The sequence below is a fragment of the Desulfovibrio sp. genome (assembly GCA_016208105.1).
Classification (GTDB): Bacteria; Desulfobacterota; Desulfovibrionia; order Desulfovibrionales; family Desulfovibrionaceae; genus Fundidesulfovibrio.
The window spans coordinates 282,416-303,707 of sequence record JACQYS010000022.1 but is presented as its reverse complement, the minus strand read 5'-3'; the positions used below and the strand labels follow the sequence as shown (position 1 = coordinate 303,707).

General features: G+C 59.7%; 17 protein-coding genes. 16 read left to right on the top strand and 1 reads right to left on the bottom strand.

Annotation, left to right across the window (positions count from 1 at the left end; genetic code table 11):
• Positions 1–25 precede the first annotated feature (25 nt).
• The 15 genes from HY795_13980 (at position 26) to HY795_13910 (ending at position 18,170) form a co-directional block, all read left to right on the top strand.
• Positions 26–1,339, top strand: coding sequence for a nucleotide sugar dehydrogenase (locus HY795_13980; protein ID MBI4806340.1), 1,314 nt, complete (start codon positions 26–28; stop codon positions 1,337–1,339).
• Between the two features lie 227 nt (positions 1,340–1,566).
• Complete coding sequence (gene mqnB / locus HY795_13975; GenBank protein ID MBI4806339.1) at positions 1,567–2,277, top strand: futalosine hydrolase; 711 nt, start codon at positions 1,567–1,569, stop codon at positions 2,275–2,277.
• Positions 2,278–2,308: 31 nt separating this feature from the next.
• Positions 2,309–3,277, top strand: a complete 969-nt coding sequence (locus tag HY795_13970) for a polyprenyl synthetase family protein (GenBank protein ID MBI4806338.1) — start codon at positions 2,309–2,311, stop codon at positions 3,275–3,277.
• Positions 3,278–3,295: 18 nt separating this feature from the next.
• Complete coding sequence (locus HY795_13965; GenBank protein ID MBI4806337.1) at positions 3,296–5,794, top strand: HDOD domain-containing protein; 2,499 nt, start codon at positions 3,296–3,298, stop codon at positions 5,792–5,794.
• Between the two features lie 101 nt (positions 5,795–5,895).
• Entirely contained in the window at positions 5,896–6,717 is an 822-nt protein-coding gene (locus HY795_13960; protein ID MBI4806336.1) for a transporter substrate-binding domain-containing protein, read from the top strand.
• A 161-nt stretch (positions 6,718–6,878) separates the two neighbouring features.
• Complete coding sequence (locus HY795_13955; protein MBI4806335.1) at positions 6,879–7,712, top strand: transporter substrate-binding domain-containing protein; 834 nt, start codon at positions 6,879–6,881, stop codon at positions 7,710–7,712.
• A 199-nt stretch (positions 7,713–7,911) separates the two neighbouring features.
• Entirely contained in the window at positions 7,912–10,899 is a 2,988-nt protein-coding gene (locus HY795_13950) for a phosphoribosylformylglycinamidine synthase (protein MBI4806334.1), read from the top strand.
• A gap of 390 nt (positions 10,900–11,289) precedes the next feature.
• Positions 11,290–11,448, top strand: coding sequence for a rubredoxin (locus tag HY795_13945; GenBank protein MBI4806333.1), 159 nt, complete (start codon positions 11,290–11,292; stop codon positions 11,446–11,448).
• A 67-nt stretch (positions 11,449–11,515) separates the two neighbouring features.
• The gene (locus HY795_13940) at positions 11,516–12,721 is read left to right on the top strand and encodes a flavodoxin domain-containing protein (GenBank protein MBI4806332.1); all 1,206 of its coding nucleotides are present in this window, start codon (positions 11,516–11,518) and stop codon (positions 12,719–12,721) included.
• Positions 12,722–12,892: 171 nt separating this feature from the next.
• Positions 12,893–13,966 carry an acyltransferase gene (locus HY795_13935; protein MBI4806331.1) on the top strand — a complete coding sequence of 358 codons (1,074 nt, stop codon included), beginning with the start codon at positions 12,893–12,895 and terminating at the stop codon, positions 13,964–13,966.
• 104 nt (positions 13,967–14,070) lie between these two features.
• Positions 14,071–14,529 carry an Rrf2 family transcriptional regulator gene (locus tag HY795_13930; GenBank protein ID MBI4806330.1) on the top strand — a complete coding sequence of 153 codons (459 nt, stop codon included), beginning with the start codon at positions 14,071–14,073 and terminating at the stop codon, positions 14,527–14,529.
• A 33-nt stretch (positions 14,530–14,562) separates the two neighbouring features.
• A complete protein-coding gene (locus HY795_13925) occupies positions 14,563–15,864 on the top strand; it encodes a cytochrome ubiquinol oxidase subunit I (protein MBI4806329.1) in 1,302 nt (433 codons plus the stop codon).
• 16 nt (positions 15,865–15,880) lie between these two features.
• Entirely contained in the window at positions 15,881–16,909 is a 1,029-nt protein-coding gene (cydB, locus tag HY795_13920) for a cytochrome d ubiquinol oxidase subunit II (GenBank protein MBI4806328.1), read from the top strand.
• Between the two features lie 124 nt (positions 16,910–17,033).
• Positions 17,034–17,783, top strand: coding sequence for an amino acid ABC transporter substrate-binding protein (locus HY795_13915; GenBank protein ID MBI4806327.1), 750 nt, complete (start codon positions 17,034–17,036; stop codon positions 17,781–17,783).
• Positions 17,784–17,822: 39 nt separating this feature from the next.
• The gene (locus HY795_13910) at positions 17,823–18,170 is read left to right on the top strand and encodes a diacylglycerol kinase (GenBank protein ID MBI4806326.1); all 348 of its coding nucleotides are present in this window, start codon (positions 17,823–17,825) and stop codon (positions 18,168–18,170) included.
• A 54-nt stretch (positions 18,171–18,224) separates the two neighbouring features.
• Here HY795_13910 and HY795_13905 read toward each other — a convergent pair whose 3' ends face one another.
• Positions 18,225–18,677: a FlxA-like family protein gene (locus tag HY795_13905; protein ID MBI4806325.1), complete on the bottom strand. Its 453-nt coding sequence runs from the start codon at positions 18,675–18,677 to the stop codon at positions 18,225–18,227.
• A gap of 183 nt (positions 18,678–18,860) precedes the next feature.
• Here HY795_13905 and ppsA point away from each other — a divergent pair, with 183 nt between their 5' ends.
• Positions 18,861–21,269, top strand: a complete 2,409-nt coding sequence (gene ppsA, locus HY795_13900; GenBank protein MBI4806324.1) for a phosphoenolpyruvate synthase — start codon at positions 18,861–18,863, stop codon at positions 21,267–21,269.
• The last annotated feature ends 23 nt before the right edge of the window (positions 21,270–21,292 follow it).

The following is a 21,292-nucleotide window of genomic DNA, read 5'->3' as shown; positions in this document are numbered from 1 at the left end:
CCCGGGAGAGTATTTGGAGGATGCTTTGGTCACGTTTGAAGCATTGAAATCCGGCCAGGCCAAAATCGCGGTCGTGGGCCTTGGCTATGTGGGCCTGCCGCTGGCGGTGGCCCTTGCCGAACATTTTTCCGTGGTGGGATTCGACATCTCACAAAAACGCATCGAGCGCCTCCGCGCGGGCTTCGACGACACAGGTGAAGTCGAGGCCCAGGCATTGTCGAACGTGTCCGTCGAGTACACGCACGACCCGGCCAAGCTCGCGGAGTGCAGGCTCATCATCGTCGCCGTCCCGACCCCCATCGATTCCCACCGCAGTCCGGACCTCACCCCGGTCCGTTCCGCGTCCGTCACCGTGGGCAAGAACTTGAAGCCCGGCAGCGTGGTCGTCTTCGAGTCCACCGTGTACCCGGGGCTGACCGAGGAAGTGTGCCTGCCCCTTCTCGAAGAGCATTCTGGGCTCACCGGAGGCCAAGATTTCTTCATCGGCTACTCCCCGGAACGCATCAACCCCGGCGACAAGGTCAACACCCTGACCACCATCGTGAAGGTGGTGGCCGGACAGACGGACGCCGTGCGCGAGATGCTGTGCGCGGTGTACGGCACTGTGGTGAGCGCCGGAGTGCACAGGGCCAGCTCCATCAAGGTGGCCGAAGCCTCCAAGGTGATCGAGAACACCCAGCGGGACTTGAACATCGCCCTCATGAACGAGCTGGCGATCATCTGCGAGAAAGTGGGGATCGATACCCTGGAGGTGTTGGAAGCGGCCGGATCCAAATGGAACTTCCTGCCGTTTCGGCCTGGTTTGGTCGGAGGCCACTGCATAGGAGTCGACCCCTACTACCTGACTTTTCTGGCGGAAGGCCTGGGCCTGCACCCGCAGGTGATCCTGGCCGGACGGCGCATCAACGACTCCATGGGAAAGCACGTGGCAGAGGTGTGCATCAAGCGCCTGATCGCGGCCAAGCGTCCCATCAGCGGCGCCACGGTGGGCATTTTGGGACTCACTTTCAAGGAGAATGTCCCCGATCTGCGCAACACCAAGGTAGTGGACGTTATCCGGGAACTGGAGGAATACGGTGTCCGGGTGATCGTGCACGATCCCATGGCCGACCCCGAGGAAGCCATGCATGAGTACGGGCTCACGCTCTCGCCCCTTAGTGCCTTCACGGGGCTTGAGGCGCTCATTGTGGCCGTTGGCCACCAGGCATATAAGGACATGCCCTTGGCTTCTCTCGCCTCCCGCTTCGCCTCGAAGAGCGGCGGTCTGGTGATGGACATCCGGGGCACCCTGGACAAATCTTCAGTTTCAGACGCGGGACTCTCTTACTGGAGGCTGTAGCGTGGTACAGATACCTCGCCTCAACTGCGCGGGCGATTGCTGAAAGGGCTTTCTGGAAGCGAGTTCGCTTCTCAAAGCTCTTGATAGCGGCGGGGTAATCGAAGTGGAGATTTGCCTGGACCAGCGCCGCAAGCTCGAGCTGGTGGCCGCCCACCGCCAGTCCGACATTGCCCAGTTGTGCGATATCGGCGACGGAAAATTCGTGGCCCTGGTCAGGAAGCGCTGAAATGCCCCTGGCTTTGGTCACGGCCACGGCCGCCGAGATGCGCTCCGCCCTTGCCGGCCTTGCCGTGGACGCGAGCATTCCTGGCCGGGGAGTAAGCCCGGCCCGTATTTGCGGCCGCGACATGCTCCTGGTGGTTACCGGCGTCGGCCCTGTGAACGCCGCTCTGGAGACCGGAGCCTGTCTGGACCGGTACGGCATTGCCGGAGTTCTCAATGCCGGTGTGGCCGGCAGTTTCGATTTGAAACGGGCGCCACTTCGCTCTGTAGCGGTTGCCACCGCGGAGGTGTATGCCGAATACGGCGTCGTGGATGACGGCGGTTTGGCCAGCACGGCGCGATTCGCATTCCCGCAGTGGGAGAAGGGCGCGCTACGAGTGGCGCAGCGCCTGGAACTCAGCCCGGAGGATGCGGCTAAGGACATGACGCTTTGCCTGCCGCAAGGCGCGGTTTTCGGGACCGGCCTGACCGTGGCCGGGGTGACGGGGACACCAATGAGGGCACAGGCGCTTTCGGCACTCCACGGAGCGCTCACGGAAAGCATGGAAGGGTTCGCCTTGGCTTTGGCTTGCGTAACGAGGGGCTTGCCTTTTTTGGAAGTCCGGACCATCTCAAACGGCGTAGGGGAAGCGGACCGAACCAATTGGAAGCTCAACGAGGCCATGACCGGCCTGGGGACGGTGCTGGCCGGCATGCTGTCCGGCGGGCCTGCATAAACCGGGGCATACCCGTGAAGATCATATCATCATGAATTCATTCGCCACATATCTGGAACGAGAGCTTCCCAAGATCGAAGACTGCCTGCGACGCCACGTGGCGGAGCTCAACCCGTACGTACGGCCCACCGCCGAACACGTCCTCAAGGCGGGAGGCAAGCGCCTGCGCCCCCTGCTGACCATCCTGACCGCCAGAGCCCTCGGATATTCCAGAGAGGACATATATCCCCTGGCCTGCTCGCTGGAACTGTTGCACTCGGCCACCCTGCTTCACGACGACATTCTGGACGGCGCCTCGCTTCGCCGGGGACAACCAGCGGCGCACACCCTGTTTGGGACCACCCACACCATTCTGGCGGGCGATGTGCTCCTGGCCCTGGCCAACACCATGGTGGCCTCCTATGACAAGCCCGTCCTCACGGCCTGCCTTTCAGACGCCATCATGCGCACGGTGAGCGGCGAAATCCAGGAAATCTCCCACATCCGCGACGTTGACCTCACCATGTCGGACTATCTTGAGATCATCATCGGCAAGACAGCCTGCCTCATCCAGTCCGCCTGCCAGGCCGGCGCCCTTCTGGCCGATGCTGAACCTTCCCGGGTAAAAGCCGCCTCCGAATTCGGCATGAACCTGGGCGTGGCCTTTCAGTTGGTGGATGATGCTCTGGACTATACCTCCCCCAAAGAAGTCTCTGGAAAGCCCAAAGGGTCTGACATACGCGAAGGGAAACTCACCCTGCCCCTTATTCTTCATATCCAGAATCTTTCGCAAGAAGAGCAAAAAGTATTTACAAAGGCGTTCAAAGAGAACACATTAACAGAAGATGCGCTGGAGTCTGCCCTGCTGGCTGTAACCACCAGCGGCTATGCGGACAAGACCAGGGACATGGCCGTCTCTTACTTGGACAGAGCCAAGCAATGCCTGGACGCTTTCCCCGCCACGGAAGAGACGGAGCTTTTGTACACTGCGTTGGAGGGGATGGCCCGGCGAGACAAATAACTTCAACCCCGTAGTGACATGACCACTCCCATCGCGTCTCTACGCCAATGCATGAAGATCACCTTCCCGCCGGTGATGCTTCAGCTCTTGGAAGAAGCGGTTAAGCCCACAGCCGACTTCGATACCATCTCGAAAATCCTGGGCATGGACCCGATTCTCACCGCCACGGTGCTCACCTTGGCGAATTCTCCCTATTACGGTTCTGGGCAGAAGGTCACTGACCTCAATCGTGCGGCAACCATCCTCGGAACCAAGGAGATTCTCAAGCTCGCCCTGTCCGTCACCTACCAAAAACACCTGCACAAGGCCTTCGAGCAACGCGGCATCGACTTCTTCGCCAACTGGCGCCTGACCATCTGGTCGGCAATTGCGGCGGAACTCCTGGCGGAGCGCCTCTGCCCGGATATGGCGGACCAAGCCTACCTCTCCGCGCTTCTCAAGGACATCTCCCTGTTGCTGCTGGTGTGCGCCGCCCCTGAAAGATTGAAGGAAACCGCCCATGGACCGGTGATCATCGCCTACATGCCCGGTCAGATCGAAGAAGAGCGTGGAATATGGCGGACAGACCACTGCCAGCTCACCACGCAGCTCCTGGAGGATTGGCACATCCCCCTGCCCAGTCCGGATTGCGTGGACAGCCACCATGATTTCGAAGGTTTGGACAGCCATCCACCTCTTACCCAATGCATCATACTGGCCACACGCTGGTCCGAGATGGAATTGAATTCCCCGGAGAACCCAACTGCCGTCATCCATTTCCGGGGCATGCTCCAGCATCGGCTGGGCATGAACAAGCAGGAGGTGGAGGAACTCGTCTGCCGGTGCACCCAGCGGTTCCAATCCGTGCTTTCCACCCTGGGCATCGCGGAGTCCGAGCCAAACGAACGCTATTACCAGCACACGCTCAAACTCATGCAGGAATACCATTTCCTCGCCTCCGAAATAACCCACGCCGATGGCGGCAAGGAGGAAGTGGCCAAGATCATCGGCCGGCACCTGCGCTGGGAATGGGGCCTCGACAACTGGGAGCTGGCCCTTGGCATCCCTGAATACGGCGACTGGGACCTCTTCTCATCAAACGAAACCGCAGGGATCACCCGGATCAAAGTCGAACAAGGTCCGGAGGCCTTGCCCTGGAGCGCTTCAAAAAAAGCGAGCATCCCTCTCAGCGCTGATGGCCGCTTCTACGGGGAGCTGAGATTTCCGGGCAAGGCCGTCGCCCCTGAAATGGCCAAGCAGATACACCTGTACATGCTCTTTGTGAGCAAGTGCTACGCGAACTTCGCCATCCGCCAGACCGTCCTGGAGCTCAAGGCCCACACGCTGGATCAGCTTCCCGTGGGCGTGGCCCGTCTCTCGCCCAAGGGCGCCATCATGGAAATCAACGACCGCTTACGGACTTTCCTTTCCATCCAGAAGGACTGTCACGGCATGGACCTCTGGACCGCGCTCGGCGAAGGGCGGGATTTTTCACGCGATTCGCAGTGGGACAGCTTTATTTCGGACGACTCCATCACATCCCTGCGTAAGATCTTCTGCCTCTGGAAAGAAGAGCACCATGACTCGGACGCCTGCGTCTACCTGGCCGCCGAGAAGCGCGAGTGGCAGGGGCGCGCCGAGATACTCATGTTTCTCGAGGACGTCACCCTTGTATCGGGATGGGAATTCAAAACCCTCAAGCAAGGGGAATTCCTGGAAAAACTCATCAAATCCATGCGCGACGCGGTTTTCACCATCGACACGCTGGGGCGCATTCTTTTCGCTTCGCCAAGGATTTCACAGCTGCTTGAAAAGAATCTCTTCCAGATCGCCAAACCCGTAGCCAGCTACCAGGGCACATGGGGGCCGGAGTTGCTGGCCGGAGCCCCCTCCCCCGTGGAAGCGATGATCGCCACGGGTGAAGATTCTGTGCACACACTGGAACTGGTGTTTTCTCCCCTGCCCAAACCGCCCAAAGGCCAGAAACAATGGTTGGTGGTGGGGCGCGACATCACCGTGGTCCGCCGTCTGGAGGACAAACTCAAGCGCCTGGCCCTTTTCGACGGGCTTACCGGCCTCTTGAACCACTACCAGTTCCACGTCGTCCTGGACCGGGAGGCACAGCGCTCCAAACGCACAGGCCGCCATATGGGACTCATGTTTTTTGACCTGGACAACTTCAAGGCCATCAACGACACCCAGGGGCATCAGGCCGGGGACAGCGTGCTAAAAACCGTTTCCAAGCTGCTCAAAGCCAAACTCCGCCAGGGCATGGACTACCCGTGCCGGTACGGTGGGGACGAATTCGCCGTTGTGGTCACGGAGATCGACACTGCCCAGCTGGAGCATTTGGCCACGCGCCTGAGCCGGGCCGTGGCCGAACATTTCAAGGGTTCCATCGGGATGAGCATCGGGCTGGCCATTCTTGGCGAGGACGAGTCGTCGTCCTCCCTGCTCAGGCGCGCGGACAAGGCTTCCTATGTAGCCAAGGCCCAGGGTGGAAGCCGAATCCTTTGGGCGCAGGAGGAACAAGCGTGAACCCATCGCCAGGTTTGTCCGGGTAAGACGCTTCTCCCCAATATAGGACTCTCTCGCTCAGGCGGCATCAAACACTGGGAATCCCTGCGTATGGATCGGTCATGCATTTCATAGAACATGGTTCCTCGCCGCAACGCCATCTCCCCGGATGGATGCGCAACGTGTTCACCGCTCTCGCAGCCGTTTTTCTCCTTCCTGCCACCGCCCTCTCCCACCCCCTGCCTCAGGAGATGGTCATCGTCAGCAGCATCTTCCCCCCCTACTCCAGCGGTGGTGAAAACGAAAAAGCCGAAGGCATCTACATTGCTATTATGGAAGAGCTTTTGAAGCCCCTAGGCGCGGTTCCCAAATTCCACATCTTACCTTTCAAACGTGCCTTGGCTCTCTTGTCCGACGGCCAAGCCGATGCGATGGTTGGTCTCTTCCGCACACCGGAACGGGAAGACTACCTGCATTTCCTGGAGCCGCCGTATCGCACCAATTCCTGCAAAGCATTCTTCGTGGCCAAGGGCCGGGGAGGCGATGTCAAAACCTATCAGGACCTCTCCAAGCTCCAGGGAATTGGAATCGTTTCAGGATACAAGTACTTCTCTCCGTTTGAAGAAGACACCACCCTGAAAAAGGACGAGTCTCCAAACAGCCTTACGACGTTGCAGAAACTGGTCAACGGCAGGTTCGATGCAGCACTGCTTCATGAAGATATCGGTGACTACCTTATCGCCAACTTCAATCTTCAGGACAAAGTCGAGAAAGCGGAGTTCAAGCACTCCGAGGTTGCGCCAGCCTACATCTGCCTCTCAAAGAAATCCCCCTGGATTGCTCGTGAGAAGGAACTCTCCGACAGGATAAAGCAGATGGTCAACAGCGGCAGAATGGAAAACATTCGGCAGGACTATCTGAAACAACTGCCCGTTGGAAAGTGATCATGGACATCTGCTGATAATATCTATATTTACAAGTCTACACAACAGGGATTCGATTCCTCCTGGAATGCAGGTAACTCCAGGATGATGAAGGTCCCTTCCCAGAAGAACAACAAAACCTGTGTCCGTTTCGTTTCTCGACAACCGGAGCTGATACATTCGTGTCCACGTACTCTTCGAAATACTTCCCCGTACGCAAGCACCGCATTCCGGATTCTGTTCTGGCCCTCTTGTTTTCTCTCGTGGCCGTCCTGGCCATGCCCACACAGGCGGTTTCCCAGGAATCTCTTCGCGAGATGGTCGTCGTCAGCTCGACGTTTCCTCCGTATTGCATAGGGGGTGAAAACGATAAGCCCGATGGTATCTACATAAAGATTATGGAAGAGATTCTTCGGCCATTAGGCGCTGTTCCCAGATTCCACATCGTGCCTTTCAAACGCGCCCTGGCCCTGTTGGCCGACGGCCAGGCCGACGCCATGATCGGCCTTTTTCGCTCTCCCGAGCGGGAGAAATACTACCATTTCCTGAACCCGCCCTACAATACGAAGTCCTTCAAGGCCTTCTACGTGGCCAAAGGCAGGGGAGCGGAGATCAAAACTTACCAGGACCTTTACAAGCTTCAGGCCATCGGCGTGGGTGCGGGAGCCAAATTTTTCTCGCCCTTTGATGAAGACACCAAATTAAAAAAGGATGAAGCGCCAAACGGACTGATCGGACTGAAAAAACTCGTCAGCGGCCGCTTGGACGCGGTGCTGCTCACTGAGGATTCCGGTGACTACCTCATTGCCAACTTCAATCTTCATGACAAGGTCGAAAAGGCCCACTTCAAGCACTCCGATGTTGCACCCGCCTACGTCTGCCTGTCCAAGAAATCGCCCTGGGTGGCTCGCGACAAAGAACTCTCCGAGCAAATAGCGCGGATGGTCAAAAGCGGACGGATGGAAGAAATCCGTCTGGAGTACTTAAAGCAGCTGCCCGCCGCAAAGAGACCGTAGACATCAGAGGGCCAACTCTTTACCTAGAAGCCTTCCGCCTGTACTGATCCTGCTCTTTGTCCAAACACCGGACATCCCCTGGACCAGCACACGCGCGAACGGCTTTTACAGTATCAGGACCGGCCTTCACCCGTTCATCTCCCCGGCCGGGACTGATCAGCGCGTACCATTTGAATAACTAAACAAGAGAGAATGAGTCATGCTCTTTCGCGTGGAAGTAGCTCCCAAGCCCCACGTTCCGGATGTGCCCGGCCGCCGCGCGGCAATGCGCATAACCCATGAGCTGGGCGTGCCCGTGGACGACGCCTCCGTGGTCAAGACCTACACAATCGCAGGCCTTGCTGAGAAGGACCTGGACAAGATCCTGGACGCGGCCGCGCTGCACGACCCCGTTTCCCACATCGCTTCCCTGACCCCTTTGGCCAGGGACTTCGACTGGATCGTCGAAGTGGGACTGCGCCCGGGCGTGACCGACAACGAAGGCCGTACCGCCAAGGAAACCCTGGCCCTGGTGCTTGGCCTCACCAAGGAGCAGGCCAGGGAATTGGCGGTGTACACCTCCACCCAGTACGCCCTGAAGGGTGCGCTTGACCGCTCACAGGCCGAGCACATCGCCCGGGACCATCTGTGCAACGAGCTGATCCAGCGTTTCGAGATCAAATCCGGAACGGACTGGGCCAAGGAACCTGGCTTTAGCGCCAAGGCGGCCCAGGTGACGGGTATGTCCTCGGACGAAGTGCTCGAAGTGAATCTTTCCGCCATGAGCGACGAGGAACTGACCGCGTTTTCGCGCGACAACGTGCTGGCTCTTTCGCTCGAAGAGATGCGCGTCATCCGCGACCACTACGCGAACCCGGCAGTCGCCTCCGCCCGGGCGTCCGCAGGGCTTGGCAAGCACCCCACCGACGCGGAACTGGAAGTGCTGGCCCAGACCTGGTCCGAGCACTGCAAGCACAAGATCTTCTCCGCCGACATAGACTACCTGAACACGGAGACCGGCCACCGCCACGCCATTTCCAGCCTGTACAAGACCTTCGTGCAGGGCTCCACGGCGAAAATCCGCGAGAACATGGGCGCTGGCGACATCTGCCTCTCCGTGTTCAAGGACAACGCCGGCGTGATCCGCTTCACCGACGAGAGCCACCTCTGCGTCAAGGTGGAGACCCACAACTCCCCGTCCGCCCTGGACCCCTACGGCGGAGCGCTCACAGGCATCGTGGGCGTCAACCGCGACCCCATGGGCACGGGCATGGGCGCGAACCTTCTGTGCAACACCGACGTGTTCTGCTTCGCCTCGCCCTTTTACGACAAACCGCTACCGCCCAGGCTTTTGCACCCCAGGCGGGTGATGGAAGGCGTGCGCGAAGGCGTGGAGCACGGCGGCAACAAATCCGGCATCCCCACAGTGAACGGTTCGGTGGTTTTCCACGAACGGTTCCTGGGCAAGCCCCTGGTGTTCTGCGGCACCATCGGCATCATGCCGGCAACGCTTAACGGCAAGCCCAGCTACCAGAAGAAGGCCCTGCCCGGGGACTACATCGTCATGACCGGCGGGCGTATCGGCAAGGACGGCATCCACGGGGCCACCTTCTCCTCAGAGGAGCTGCATGAGGGTTCCCCGGCCACGGCCGTGCAGATCGGCGACCCCATCACCCAGCGCAAGATGTATGATTTTCTCATGCGAGCCAGGGACCTTGGCCTCTACCACGCCATCACCGACAACGGGGCGGGCGGCCTGTCCTCTTCCGTAGGCGAGATGGCCAACGATTCCGGCGGCGCGGAGCTTGATCTGGCCAAGGCCCCGCTCAAGTACGACGGGCTCCGCCCGTGGGAGATCCTCTTGTCCGAAGCTCAGGAACGCATGACCGTGGCCGTCGGGCCGGACCAGATCGAACGGTTCATGGCCCTGGCCGCCGAGATGGACGTGGAGGCCACCGCGCTCGGGCGGTTCACGGACTCAGGGCAATTCAAGGTGAGCTTCGCGGGCAAGCCCGTGGCCCTTCTGGACATGGACTTCCTGCACGAGGGCACCCCCCGCATGGTCCTGGAGGCGGTGTGGGAGCGCCCGGCAATCAAGGCCACCCCCATTCCTGCCGTGGCCGACCAGGCCGGACTTCTCAAGCGCATGTTGGGCCGCCTGAACATTTGCAGCAAGGAATACATGATCCGCCAGTACGACCACGAGGTGAAGGGCGCCAGCGTGGTCAAGCCGCTGGTCGGCGCCCTGCGCGACGGTCCGGCCGATGCCGCGGTCATGCGCCCGGTGATTTCGCGCAAGGAGGCTCTGGTCGTCTCCCACGGCATCTGCCCCAAGTACTCCGACCTGGACGCCTACTGGATGATGGCCGGGGCCATCGACGAGGCCGTGCGCAACGCCGTGGCCACCGGAGGCGACCTGGAGCACATGGCCGGTGTGGACAACTTCTGCTGGTGCGATCCGGTCCAGTCGGAAAAGACGCCGGACGGCCGCTACAAGCTGGCCCAGCTGGTCCGCGCCAACCAGGCCCTGGCCCACTTCTGCCACGCCTACGGCGTTCCCTGCGTTTCAGGCAAGGACTCCATGAAGAACGACTACACCGGCGGCGGCGAAAAGATATCCATTCCGCCCACGGTTCTTTTCACCGTCCTTTCCGTGATCCCCGACGCCGCCGAGGCCATGACCTCCGACTTCAAGCAGGCCGGTGACGTGATCTACGTGCTTGGCATAACCCGGAAGGAACTGGGCGGATCTGAGCTCGCCGACGAACTCGGCATAAGCGACGACAACGTCCCCCAGGTGGACGCATTGTCCGCCATCAAGCGCTACGAGTGCATGCGCAAGGCGGCCAAGGGACGGATCGTGAATGCCTGCCACGACTGCTCCGACGGCGGCCTGGCCGTTGCCCTGGCCGAAATGTGCATCGGTGGACGTCTGGGAGCGGATGTGGACCTCTCCCGCGTGCCAACGAGTCCGGATTGCACTTCCGCAATGGAAATCCTCTACTCGGAAAGCCACTCCCGCTTCATCGTGGGTGTCCCTTCCGGTAATGTGGTCAGTTTCGAAAAGCTCTTCGCCGGGCAATGGATGGCCCCCATCGGCCGGGTAACGCCCGAATCCAGGCTTACCATCCGAAACTCGAAAGAGCTGGTCCTGGAGGAGGACGTGGAGAGCCTGGCCGAGGCCTTCAAGGCCACCCTCGACTGGTAGCCTTTTGAATCAGGGCGGCGGGGACCACCCCGCCGCCGCAACCGTCCCTCCCCCATTGCGGACATCCGATGGCGCTTGCTGGAAGATTTTCCCGGGTGAGAGACTCCTGGGCCCACTTCGCTCTTGACATCGCCCTGTCCGTGGATCGATATGTCGCAATAATGAACAGGGCTTGCCATGGAATTGTTCACCGGATGATTCAAAAGCCCATTCACAACGGCCGATAAACCGGGTATATCCCGATTCGCCCGGGTGCTCAGATCGCCCTGGCGATATGTCCGGACGCTTAGTCCTCTTTGCCGCTCAGGCAAGGCCCCCCGACACACGCGGGACCGGCGCTGAGGGCTAAAAGAAGGCGCAGCGCGTCCGCCACATCTTCATGGAGGCATCATGGACAAGTACGTCTGCAATGTCTGCGGCTATGTTTACGACCCAGCCGAGGGCGATTCCGAAAACGGAATCTCCCCGGGCACCTCTTTCGACAAGGTGCCGGACGACTGGACCTGCCCGGTCTGCGGCGCTCCAAAGAGCGAATTCACCAAGGAATAGCCCCCCTTTTTCAAAGGCCCGCCGGAACTGACGGCGGGCCTCTCCTTTTTTCCCACAGAGGTATTCGATGACCGCTTGCGAGATAAAAAAAGATATTTATTGGATTGGCGCCGTCGACTGGGACAGGCGCAACTTCCACGGCTACTCCCTGTCTCCCCAGGGTACAACCTATAACGCGTTTCTCATCAAGGACCAGAAGAACACCATAATAGACACCGTGGAAGACCGTTTCGCGGGCACTCTTCTGTGCAACGTCGCCCACGTGATGCCGCCTTCAGAGATCGACTACATCGTGGTCAACCACGTGGAACCCGACCACTCGGGCGCGCTGCCCGCGCTGGTAAAAGCCGCCAAGCCTGAGAAGATCATCTGCTCCGTCATGGGCGAAAAGGCCCTCAAGGAATACTACGACACCACGGACTGGCCGCTGCATGTGGTCAAAACCGGCGACAGCCTGTCCATCGGCAGCCGCACCCTGCGCTTCGTAGAGACCCGCATGCTGCACTGGCCAGACTCCATGATGACCTACGTGGAAGAGGACAAGCTCCTGATCTCTTCCGACGCCTTCGGCCAGAACTACGCCAGCTCCGCCCGCTTCGCCGACGAGGTGGACCAGGCCGAACTGGCCAGGCAGCTCTCACGCTACTACGCCAACATCGTGCTGCCCTTCTCCTCGGTGACGCTCAAACTCCTGGATGAGTTCGGCAAGCTGGGCTGGCCGGTGGACATGATCGCCCCGGACCACGGGCTCATATGGCGCGGCGAGGGCGTGGCCCGCGTGCTTGAGGACTACCGCCGCTTCGCCCTGCAAAAACCCGTCAACCGCGCCGTGGTGTTTTACGACACCATGTGGCGCTCCACCGAGAAAATGGCCCATGCCATAGCCGAGGGGCTTTTTGAGGCCGGTACTCCCGTGCGGGTGATGTCGCTCAAGTCCGACCATCATTCCGACGTGATGGCCGAGGTGTTCGAGTCCGGAGCGGTGCTCGTGGGCTCAGCCACCCACAACAACGGCGTCCTGCCCCTGGTTTCGGGTATGCTCACCTACATGAAGGGGCTTAAGCCCCAGAACAAGGTCGCCGCAGCCTTCGGCTCCTACGGATGGAGCGGAGAGGCGCTCAAGCACGTCACTGAACTCTTGACCGCCATGCATTTCGAGGTGGTGGAAGGCGTGCGCGCCAAGAACAGGCCCACGCACGAACAACTCAAAGCCTGCGTTGAACTGGGACGGACCGTGGCCAAGGCCCTGCAGGCCAAAATCGCCGCATCCTAATTCTGCTCGTAGAAATCTAGAGGAGCGGCCCCGGCCGCTCCTTTTTCATTGCACAAGCCGCGTTGACCGGACGCGCGTTATTTGGTAATCAGTTAATTGTACAAACATGTTCTGTAAGTTCGAGCTGTTGCGAAACCGTAACGGATACGCGCTCCTTCGCATCTCAATACAATGACCTACACCCTTATTCAGGCGCTTCGCGGAATCTTGTGCGTGTGTGTGGTTTTCATGCACATCAAGATCTACCTCACCCACTACGGTTCACCATCTATATTCGAGTATACGCCCTATATTATTGGCGGAGTCCCCTGCGGATTTTTCGCCATCTCCGGGTATTTCATGGCTTTTTTGGTGGACCGCAACGCCCCCAACTTCCTGATCCAACGCCTGGTGCGCGTCTACCCCATGTACTTCGTGGTGGTGGCCATGGCGTTTGTCATGCGCGCGTTCACGTCTATCCCTCTCAACTTTGACGACATGCCCCAGGTGCTCTCTCTTCTGCCCTTCGGGATGGGCAAAAGCTACAAGCTGGGCATAGAATGGACCCTGGTCTACGAAATCTGGTACTATTTCATTTGCGCACTCTTCTGCCGTCCCAAATGGAACAGGCATTTCCCGGCCTTTCTGCTGGTTTGGCTCTTCGCCGTCATCATCCACGACACCGTGGCATTCTCCGCGCCCAAGCCCCTGCCGAACGTGTTCTCAATATGGCTCTCCATCTGGAACTACTCGTTCATCCTGGGCGCCCTCACCTTCTACTTCATTCAGCGCCGGCAGGAACCTGTGACCATGGCCTGGGCCGGACAGGTCATGTTCGCCTCGCTCTGCGTGATGAGCGTGCTCTACAGGCAGGCCTACAGCATACTGTACCTGCTCGGGATCATCTCCTGCCTGCTCATCTACTGGCTTATTCAGCTTGAGAGCCGCATCCGCTCGCCCAAACTCCTGGCCCAATTGGGCGACTACTCCTACGCCCTCTATCTTGTTCATTCCACCATCATCATCCTGGTGCTGGACCGCTGGAAGCCCATCACCGGGGAGCTTCCCGGGCTCGTGGCCGGGCTTATGGCACTCGTGCTCTGCCTTGGCGCGTTCTGGTTTCTCGGCCAGCTCGACGTGGCCCTGCACAAGCGGTGCAAGGGCTTTGTGAACAAGCATATGGCAGGCGGCTTCATGGCCACCTGGCGGCGCACCTTCCCCTGGCCAGTGGCCGCCCCCGCCTCGGCCGATCGCGAAAAGCACTAAGTTTTTTCCCTCGTTGCTCATTTTTTTATCTGACCGTGTTGACAGCTTCGGCGTGTCCACATATAGGACAAATCAGCTCTTAATTATCCCTGTTGTAGGTAGCCATGAGACTGACCCGCGCCGCTGAATACGCCATCCGCTGTGTGCTCTACCTGGCCAAACATCCGTTCGGCCAGACTGTGAGCCGCCGCGAAGTGGCCCAGACCATGGACATACCCATGGCTTTTTTGGGCAAGATAGCCCAGGGGCTGGCCAAATCCGGTGTTCTGGTTGTGCGGCAAGGGGCTCATGGCGGCTACGAATTGGCGCTTCCCCCTAGCCAAATTTCTCTGCTAATGGTGGTGGAAGCTATCGATGGTGAAATTTTGGTCAACGAGTGCCTTTCCCGCCCCCAGGACTGCGGCCGAAGCTCCTTCTGCGCGGTCCACAAGGTGTGGGAAAAAGCCCGGGACCAGTTCAGGGAGACACTTAACTCCGCGAGCTTCGAAGAGCTCGCCCGGGCGGACGTCTGCCCGGAACGCGCCGCTCTTAAGCGGCGAGTTCCGGCGGCCCGTCTGCCTTAACCTCTAACTGGCCAGGCACAGGAGAGAAGGCGCATGGACACCTTGATGCTTTCCCGTTTGCAATTTGCCGCAGCCACCTTCTTCCACTTCATCTTCGTTCCGCTGACCCTTGGGCTCTCCATCATCGTGGCCCTCATGGAGACCAAATACGTCCGCAGCGGAGATGAAATCTACAAGAGGATGGCGAAATTCTGGGGCAAACTTTTTCTCATCAACTTCGCGCTCGGCATCGTCACGGGCATAACCTTGGAATTCCAGTTCGGCACCAACTGGTCGCGCTACTCGGCCTATGTGGGCGACATCTTCGGCCCGCTTCTGGCCATCGAAGCCTCCGTGGCCTTCTTTTTGGAGTCCACCATGGTCGGGGTGTGGGTCTTCGGCTGGGATAAACTCTCAAAGAAAATGCACGCCGCAGCCATCTGGATGGTGGCCATCGCCGGGAACCTTTCCGCCCTGTGGATCATCATCGCCAACGGCTTCATGCAGAACCCGCTGGGATACGTGATGCGAAACGGCAGGGCCGAACTGGACGACTTCTGGGCGCTTATCACCAACCCCTACGCCTGGGGCGAGTTCGCCCACGTGCTCACGGCTGCGGCCATGCTGTCGGGCTTTTTCGTGATGGGCGTTTCCGCCTGGCACCTGCTGCGCAAGAACGAAGTGGATTTCTTCACCCGTTCCTTCAAGTACGGCGCCGTGTTCGGCCTTATCTTCTCCGTGGCCGTGGCCCTGGCCGGCCATGCCCAGGGCAACCTGGTGGCCAAGCTCCAGCCCGCGAAGCTCGCGGCCCTGGAAGCGCAGTGGAAGACCGAAAAGCGCGCCCCCATCCACCTCCTGCTCATACCAGACGAAGCCAATCAGAAAAACGCGGTTGAAGCCCTGCCAATTCCGGGCGGACTTTCCTTCATCGCCTACAACGACATCAACGCGGAGGTGAAGGGCCTGCTCGACTTCAAGCCCGAAGACCGGCCGCCCGTGACCATCACCTTCTGGGCCTTCCGCATCATGGTGGCGCTTGGCACCATCTTCCCGCTCCTGGCCATCTTCGGCTGGTTGAAGCTCAAGAGGCTGACGGAATACCCGCTGTACTTAAAGGCCATGATCTTAGCCATTCCGCTGCCGTACATCGCCATAGACTGCGGCTGGGCCGTGGCCGAAGTGGGACGCCAGCCCTGGATCGTGCATGGGCTCATGCGCACCAAGGACGCCGTGTCACCGGTGGACCCCTCCCAGGTGGCCATCTCGCTGGCGGCATTTATTATCGTGTACGCCTTCCTGGGCGCCATCGACATCTACCTTCTGGTGAAATACGCCAAGAAGGGCCCGGTCCACTAACACGGAGGGAACGGACATGGAACTCGGAACCATATGGTTTCTGCTGTGGGGCGTGTTATGGGCCGTCTACTTCGTGCTGGACGGCTTCGATCTGGGCGTGGGCATGCTCTCGCCCGTGATCGCCAAAAACGACACGGAAAAACGCATTCTTCTCAACTCGGTCGGCCCCTTCTGGGACGGCAACGAAGTCTGGCTCATCACCGCCGGCGGCGTGACCTTCGCCGCGTTTCCAGGAACATACGCGGTGATGTTCTCTGCCCTGTACTCGGCGCTCATGCTGCTTCTGTTCGCGCTCATCTTCCGGGGCATCTCCTTCGAGTTCCGCTCCAAGATGGAGTCGGAGGCCGGGCGTAAACTCTGGGACAACATCCACTTCCTGGGCAGCTTCCTCCCGGCGCTTCTCTTGGGCGTGGCCTTTGCCAACATCTTCAAGGGCATTCCCATCGCCAAGGACGGCATCTACCAGGGCACCCTGTTCACTCTGCTCAATCCTTACGGTTTGTGCGGCGGCGTGCTGTTCGTGTGCGCCTTCCTGATGCACGGGGCACTGTATCTCTCCTGCAAAACCGAAGGAGCGCTTCGCGACAGGGCCGTGAAGGTTGCGGAAAAGATCTGGCCCGCCCTGCTGCTGGTGGCGGTGCTGTTCCTCCTGTACTCCGCCGTGGCCACCACGCTCTTTAAGAACTACCTGGACAACCCGGTGCTGTTTATAATCGTGCTGCTGCCCGTGGGTGGGCTTCTCATGCAGCGGGTGTTCATCGGCCAGCGCCGCATGTTCGCCGCCTGGGTGGCCAGCGCCGTGACCATCGCCGGGGTGGCCTTGTTCGGGGTCATCGGGCTGTTCCCGGTGCTTCTGCCCTCAAGCATCGACCCGGCCTTCTCCATGACCATCGCCAACAGCTCATCCTCGCCGCTCACCCTGAAGATCATGCTCACGGTGGCCCTGACCTTCGTGCCCATCGTGATCCTGTATCAGGCCTGGGTGTACAAGACCTTCAACCACAAGGTGACCGAGAAGGACGTGGAGTACGACGAAGCGTACTAAAAAGAAGAACAACCTCGAGACAAAAGCCCTTGGAGCAGCCGCTCCAGGGGCTTTTTTTTGTGGACCATGCTTTACCTGACCGTGGCCCGGGTGTACTTTGCCTGGCAGAGTACAGGAGGCCCCCATGCCAACGCGCCTGCTTGTCCTTGCCCTGTTGGTCCTTGTCTGCCTGCCCGCCCCCACCTCGGCCGAACCCGTCCTGGTCATGGTGGATACGGCCAATCCCCCCTTCATGTTCCTTACGTCCGAGGGCAAAGCCTCGGGAATCTATCCGGCTATCATAACCGAAGCCTTTGAACGCATGAAACTCCCGGTAAAAGTGTCCGCCGTACCGTGGAAACGCGCCCTGGCCACCCTGGAAATCGGGGAGGCGGGCGTGGCCGGCATATACAAGACCGCTGAGCGCACAGAAAAATTCGACTTCAGCGAGGCCCTTTTTGTGGAAAAGGTGCAAGTGATCGTTCTTGCCAACAAATTGTTTCCGTTTTTGGGGATTCAATCCCTCAAAGGGAAACGTCTGGGCGTCTTGAGGGGATGGTCCTACGGTGATGAATTCGACAAGGCCAAGGCTGAAGGACTCTTTATCGTGGAGGAAGTGGAAAGCGATGCGCAGAACCTGGCCAAACTAAAAAATGACCGCCTGGACGCTGTCCTGGCAATCAAGGAGAGCGGGGAAGTCGGTATGTCCGGATTTGGATCAACCCGGGCGTTCATCGCATTGGAGCCTCCACTTACAGAAAAGCCGACCTATCTGGCTTTTTCCAAACAAGTGAACAAGTCCGAGCTTCTCGGGGCATTCAACGAAGCGTTGTCCTCCATGCGCCAGGACGGGACCTTGGACAAGATCGTCATGGCCATATCGTCTAGCCAGTAGCACTGAAGCGCACAACTCCCGCACGCACGTAAGCCTGTTATGAAACAACTCTCCATCATCCGCCGCGTCCTCTTCGCCTGCCAGGGAATCGTTCAAGCCTGGCGATATGAGGCGAGCTTCCGCACGCACTGCCTGGCAACCCTCTTCGTGGTCCTGGTCCTCATATGGAAACAGCCCGAGCCTCTCTGGTGGGCCATACTCCTTTTTACCTGCGCTGCCGTGCTTGCCGCCGAACTTCTCAACACGGCTCTTGAGCACACCCTTGACCACCTGAGCCCCCAAGAGCACCCAGCCGTTGGAATCGCCAAGGACTGCGCGGCAGGGGCTGTGCTTATCCTGAGCGTCGGGGCGCTGGCCGTGTTCATCGCCTTCCTGGCTGAAACGTGAAGAGGCGCGGAAAAAACCGCGCCTCCACACTGCTTATTATGATCCCGGCGTCCGCTAGGTCAGGCTGTTGGCGAATCCCTTGGCCGCGGTTCCGCCAGCTGAGGAGGACCCCCCAGAACCGCTCTGCAGCTTGGCCAGCTCATCGTTTAGCTGCATCAGCTCGTTCTGAAGGGCCTGGATCTGCTGTTGCTTTTCCTTCTCGGGCAGGTCTTCTTTCTGGAGTTTTTGAATCTGTTTCTCGATGTCCTTGATCTGCTGTTTGACCGATTCGATCTGGTTCTGGGTGCTGGTGGAATCGCTCGAAGAGGAAGCATCGGTCTTGGAAGAGGACGCGCTGGACTGGCTCGCCAGCTTTTTCGCTTCGTCCGATATGGTGATGGTGTCGCCCTGGCTCTTGGTGGAGCCGTCCTGCGACGTGTCCGCTCCGTAGGCATTGACGGTCTTCAGGGTGCCAATGCTGGTGGCCGACGCCGCGCCTATGGTCAAGGCCGCTGAGGAGATGCTCATGGTATCCCGCCTTGTTTGGAGAAAACTCTTTCTCCAATCGGGGTTTTCTTGAAAAAACTTTAGGCAAAATCTTTACCTGACTTTCAGCGTGTCATAAGATTTCCCAGACTCCCCTGAAAGGTTTGTGGCGCCCGTCTCTCACCCTGGACTCCGAATCTTACCGGGCTCACAGAAGGAGGCTCCATGGACACTAGCGACAGTCTCATCCTCTGGTTCGACCAGCTCACCATCGAAGACGTGCCTCTGGTTGGAGGGAAAAACGCCTCTCTTGGCGAAATGTACCGCGAGCTGGGGCAAAAGGGGGTGCGTGTCCCCAACGGATTCGCCGTGACCGCCGCGGCGTACCGACGCCTGCTCGGCCACAACAACGCGGCCCAAAAAATCAAGGACATCCTGGCGGACCTAAACACCAGCGACATGGAGAACCTTGCCCAGCGCGGCCGCAAGGTCCGGGCCCTCATACGCTCCCTGAGCTTCCCCGACGACCTGCGCCAAGCCATAGAGGCGGCCTACGCTGACCTGGAAAAACAGTACGGTGCCAATTGCGACGTGGCCGTGCGATCTTCGGCCACGGCGGAGGACCTGCCGGACGCGTCCTTCGCCGGGCAGCAGGAGACCTATCTCAACATCCACGGGGTGGAGGAGCTCATCGAAGCCTGCCAGCGGTGCTTCGCGTCGCTTTTCACCAACCGGGCCATCTCCTACCGGGTGGACAAGGGCTTCGACCATTTCGCCATCGCCCTGTCCATCGGCGTGCAGAAGATGGTCCGCTCCGACCTGGCCTGCTCGGGAGTGATGTTCTCCATAGACACCGAGTCCGGCTTCAAGGACGCCGTGTACATCACCGGCGCCTGGGGCCTGGGGGAGAACGTTGTGCAGGGCGCGGTGAGCCCGGACGAGTACTACGTGTTCAAGCCCACGCTGGCCCAGGGGTTCAAGCCCATCATCATGAAGAAAGCCGGCGAGAAGGCCATTAAGATGGTCTACACCGACGACGCCAAATCCCCCACCAAGAACGTGGACGTGCCCATTGCCGACAGACGCAGGCTGGTGGTTTCCGACCCGGAGATACTGGAACTGGCCCGCATGGCAGTGACCATCGAGGGCCACTATTCGGCCAAGGCCGGCGCCCACAAGCCCATGGACATAGAATGGGCCAAGGACGGCCTGACCGGGGAGCTCTTCATCGTGCAGGCCAGGCCTGAGACCGTGCATTCCCAGAAGGACGCCAACATCCTGCGAAAGTTCGTGCTGAAGCAAACCGGCGAAGTGGTGGCCAAGGGCAAGGCCGTGGGCGAGATGATCGGAAGCGGCTTGGCCCACGTGATAAAAGAGGCGGCCAACATCAAAGAGTTCCAGAAAGGCCAGGTTCTGGTCACGGACATGACCGACCCGGACTGGGAGCCCATCATGAAGATCGCCTCGGCCATCGTCACCAACCGGGGCGGCCGCACCTGCCACGCGGCCATCGTGTCCCGGGAGCTCGGCATCCCCTGCGTGGTGGGCACGGGAAGCGGTACGGAGAAGATCGCGGCCGGTGAACCTGTAACCGTGGATTGTTCCCTGGGCTCTGATGGCCTTGTCTACAAGGGACTTCTGGATTTCGCAGTGGAGGAGCTCAACCTGGCCGAGATCCCGCGCCCCAAGACCAAGATCACCATGAACCTGGCCGCGCCGGAACAGGCCTTCGAAAAGAGCTTTATACCAAACGACGGGGTGGGCCTGGCCCGCGAGGAGTTCATCATAAACTCCTACATCCGCATCCACCCCCTTGCGTTGCTCAAGTTTTCAGAATTGAGCGATGTGGAAGTCAAGAAGACCATCTACGAGATGACCTCCACCTACGACGACAAGGCCCAGTTCTTCGTGGACAAGCTGGCCGAGGGCGTGGGCATGATAGCGGCGGCTTTTTATCCCAAACCGGTCATCGTTCGCCTCTCGGACTTCAAGACCAACGAGTACGCCAACCTTATTGGCGGGTCGCAGTTCGAGCCCCATGAGGAAAACCCCATGATCGGCTGGCGCGGGGCCAGCCGCTACTACGCGGACGCCTATAAGGAGGCCTTCGCCCTTGAATGCCGGGCCATATTGAAGATCCGAAACGACATGGGACTTACCAACCTGGAGGTCATGATCCCCTTCCCGCGCACCGTGGAGGAGGCCCGCAAGGTGGTGGACACCATGGCCGGGTACGGGCTTCGGCAGGGCGAGAACGGCCTGAAGGTCATCGGCATGTGCGAGATTCCGTCCAACGTCATCCTGGCCGAGGAATTCCTGGAGGTGTTCGACGGCTTCTCCATAGGCACCAACGACCTGACCCAGCTCATCCTCGGCGTGGACCGGGACTCGGAGCTGGTGGCCCACGTCTACGACGAGCGCAACCCGGCTGTTAAGAAGATGGTCAAGCAGGTGATCGAGGTGTGCAACGCCAAGGGCAAGTACATCGGCATCTGCGGCCAGGCGCCGTCGGACTACCCGGAATTCGCTGAGTTCATCGTGGAATGCGGCATCCAGAGCATGTCGCTCAATCCGGATACGGTCATAAAGACCACGCTGGCCGTGTCCGACCTGGAAAAGAGGCTGGGGAGATAACCGCACACGAGGGCCGGAACATC

Bases quoted from the DNA above. Each gene is read 5' to 3' on its own strand.
- mqnB (MBI4806339.1), top strand. From the start codon at position 1,567: ATGCCCCTGGCTTTGGTCACGGCCACGGCCGCCGAGATGCGCTCCGCC.
- HY795_13970 (MBI4806338.1), top strand. From the start codon at position 2,309: ATGAATTCATTCGCCACATATCTGGAACGAGAGCTTCCCAAGATCGAA.
- HY795_13965 (MBI4806337.1), top strand. From the start codon at position 3,296: ATGACCACTCCCATCGCGTCTCTACGCCAATGCATGAAGATCACCTTC.
- HY795_13960 (MBI4806336.1), top strand. From the start codon at position 5,896: ATGCATTTCATAGAACATGGTTCCTCGCCGCAACGCCATCTCCCCGGA.
- HY795_13950 (MBI4806334.1), top strand. From the start codon at position 7,912: ATGCTCTTTCGCGTGGAAGTAGCTCCCAAGCCCCACGTTCCGGATGTG.
- HY795_13945 (MBI4806333.1), top strand. From the start codon at position 11,290: ATGGACAAGTACGTCTGCAATGTCTGCGGCTATGTTTACGACCCAGCC.
- HY795_13940 (MBI4806332.1), top strand. From the start codon at position 11,516: ATGACCGCTTGCGAGATAAAAAAAGATATTTATTGGATTGGCGCCGTC.
- HY795_13935 (MBI4806331.1), top strand. From the start codon at position 12,893: ATGACCTACACCCTTATTCAGGCGCTTCGCGGAATCTTGTGCGTGTGT.
- HY795_13930 (MBI4806330.1), top strand. From the start codon at position 14,071: ATGAGACTGACCCGCGCCGCTGAATACGCCATCCGCTGTGTGCTCTAC.
- HY795_13925 (MBI4806329.1), top strand. From the start codon at position 14,563: ATGGACACCTTGATGCTTTCCCGTTTGCAATTTGCCGCAGCCACCTTC.
- cydB (MBI4806328.1), top strand. From the start codon at position 15,881: ATGGAACTCGGAACCATATGGTTTCTGCTGTGGGGCGTGTTATGGGCC.
- HY795_13915 (MBI4806327.1), top strand. From the start codon at position 17,034: ATGCCAACGCGCCTGCTTGTCCTTGCCCTGTTGGTCCTTGTCTGCCTG.
- HY795_13910 (MBI4806326.1), top strand. From the start codon at position 17,823: ATGAAACAACTCTCCATCATCCGCCGCGTCCTCTTCGCCTGCCAGGGA.
- HY795_13905 (MBI4806325.1), bottom strand. From the start codon at position 18,677: ATGAGCATCTCCTCAGCGGCCTTGACCATAGGCGCGGCGTCGGCCACC.
- ppsA (MBI4806324.1), top strand. From the start codon at position 18,861: ATGGACACTAGCGACAGTCTCATCCTCTGGTTCGACCAGCTCACCATC.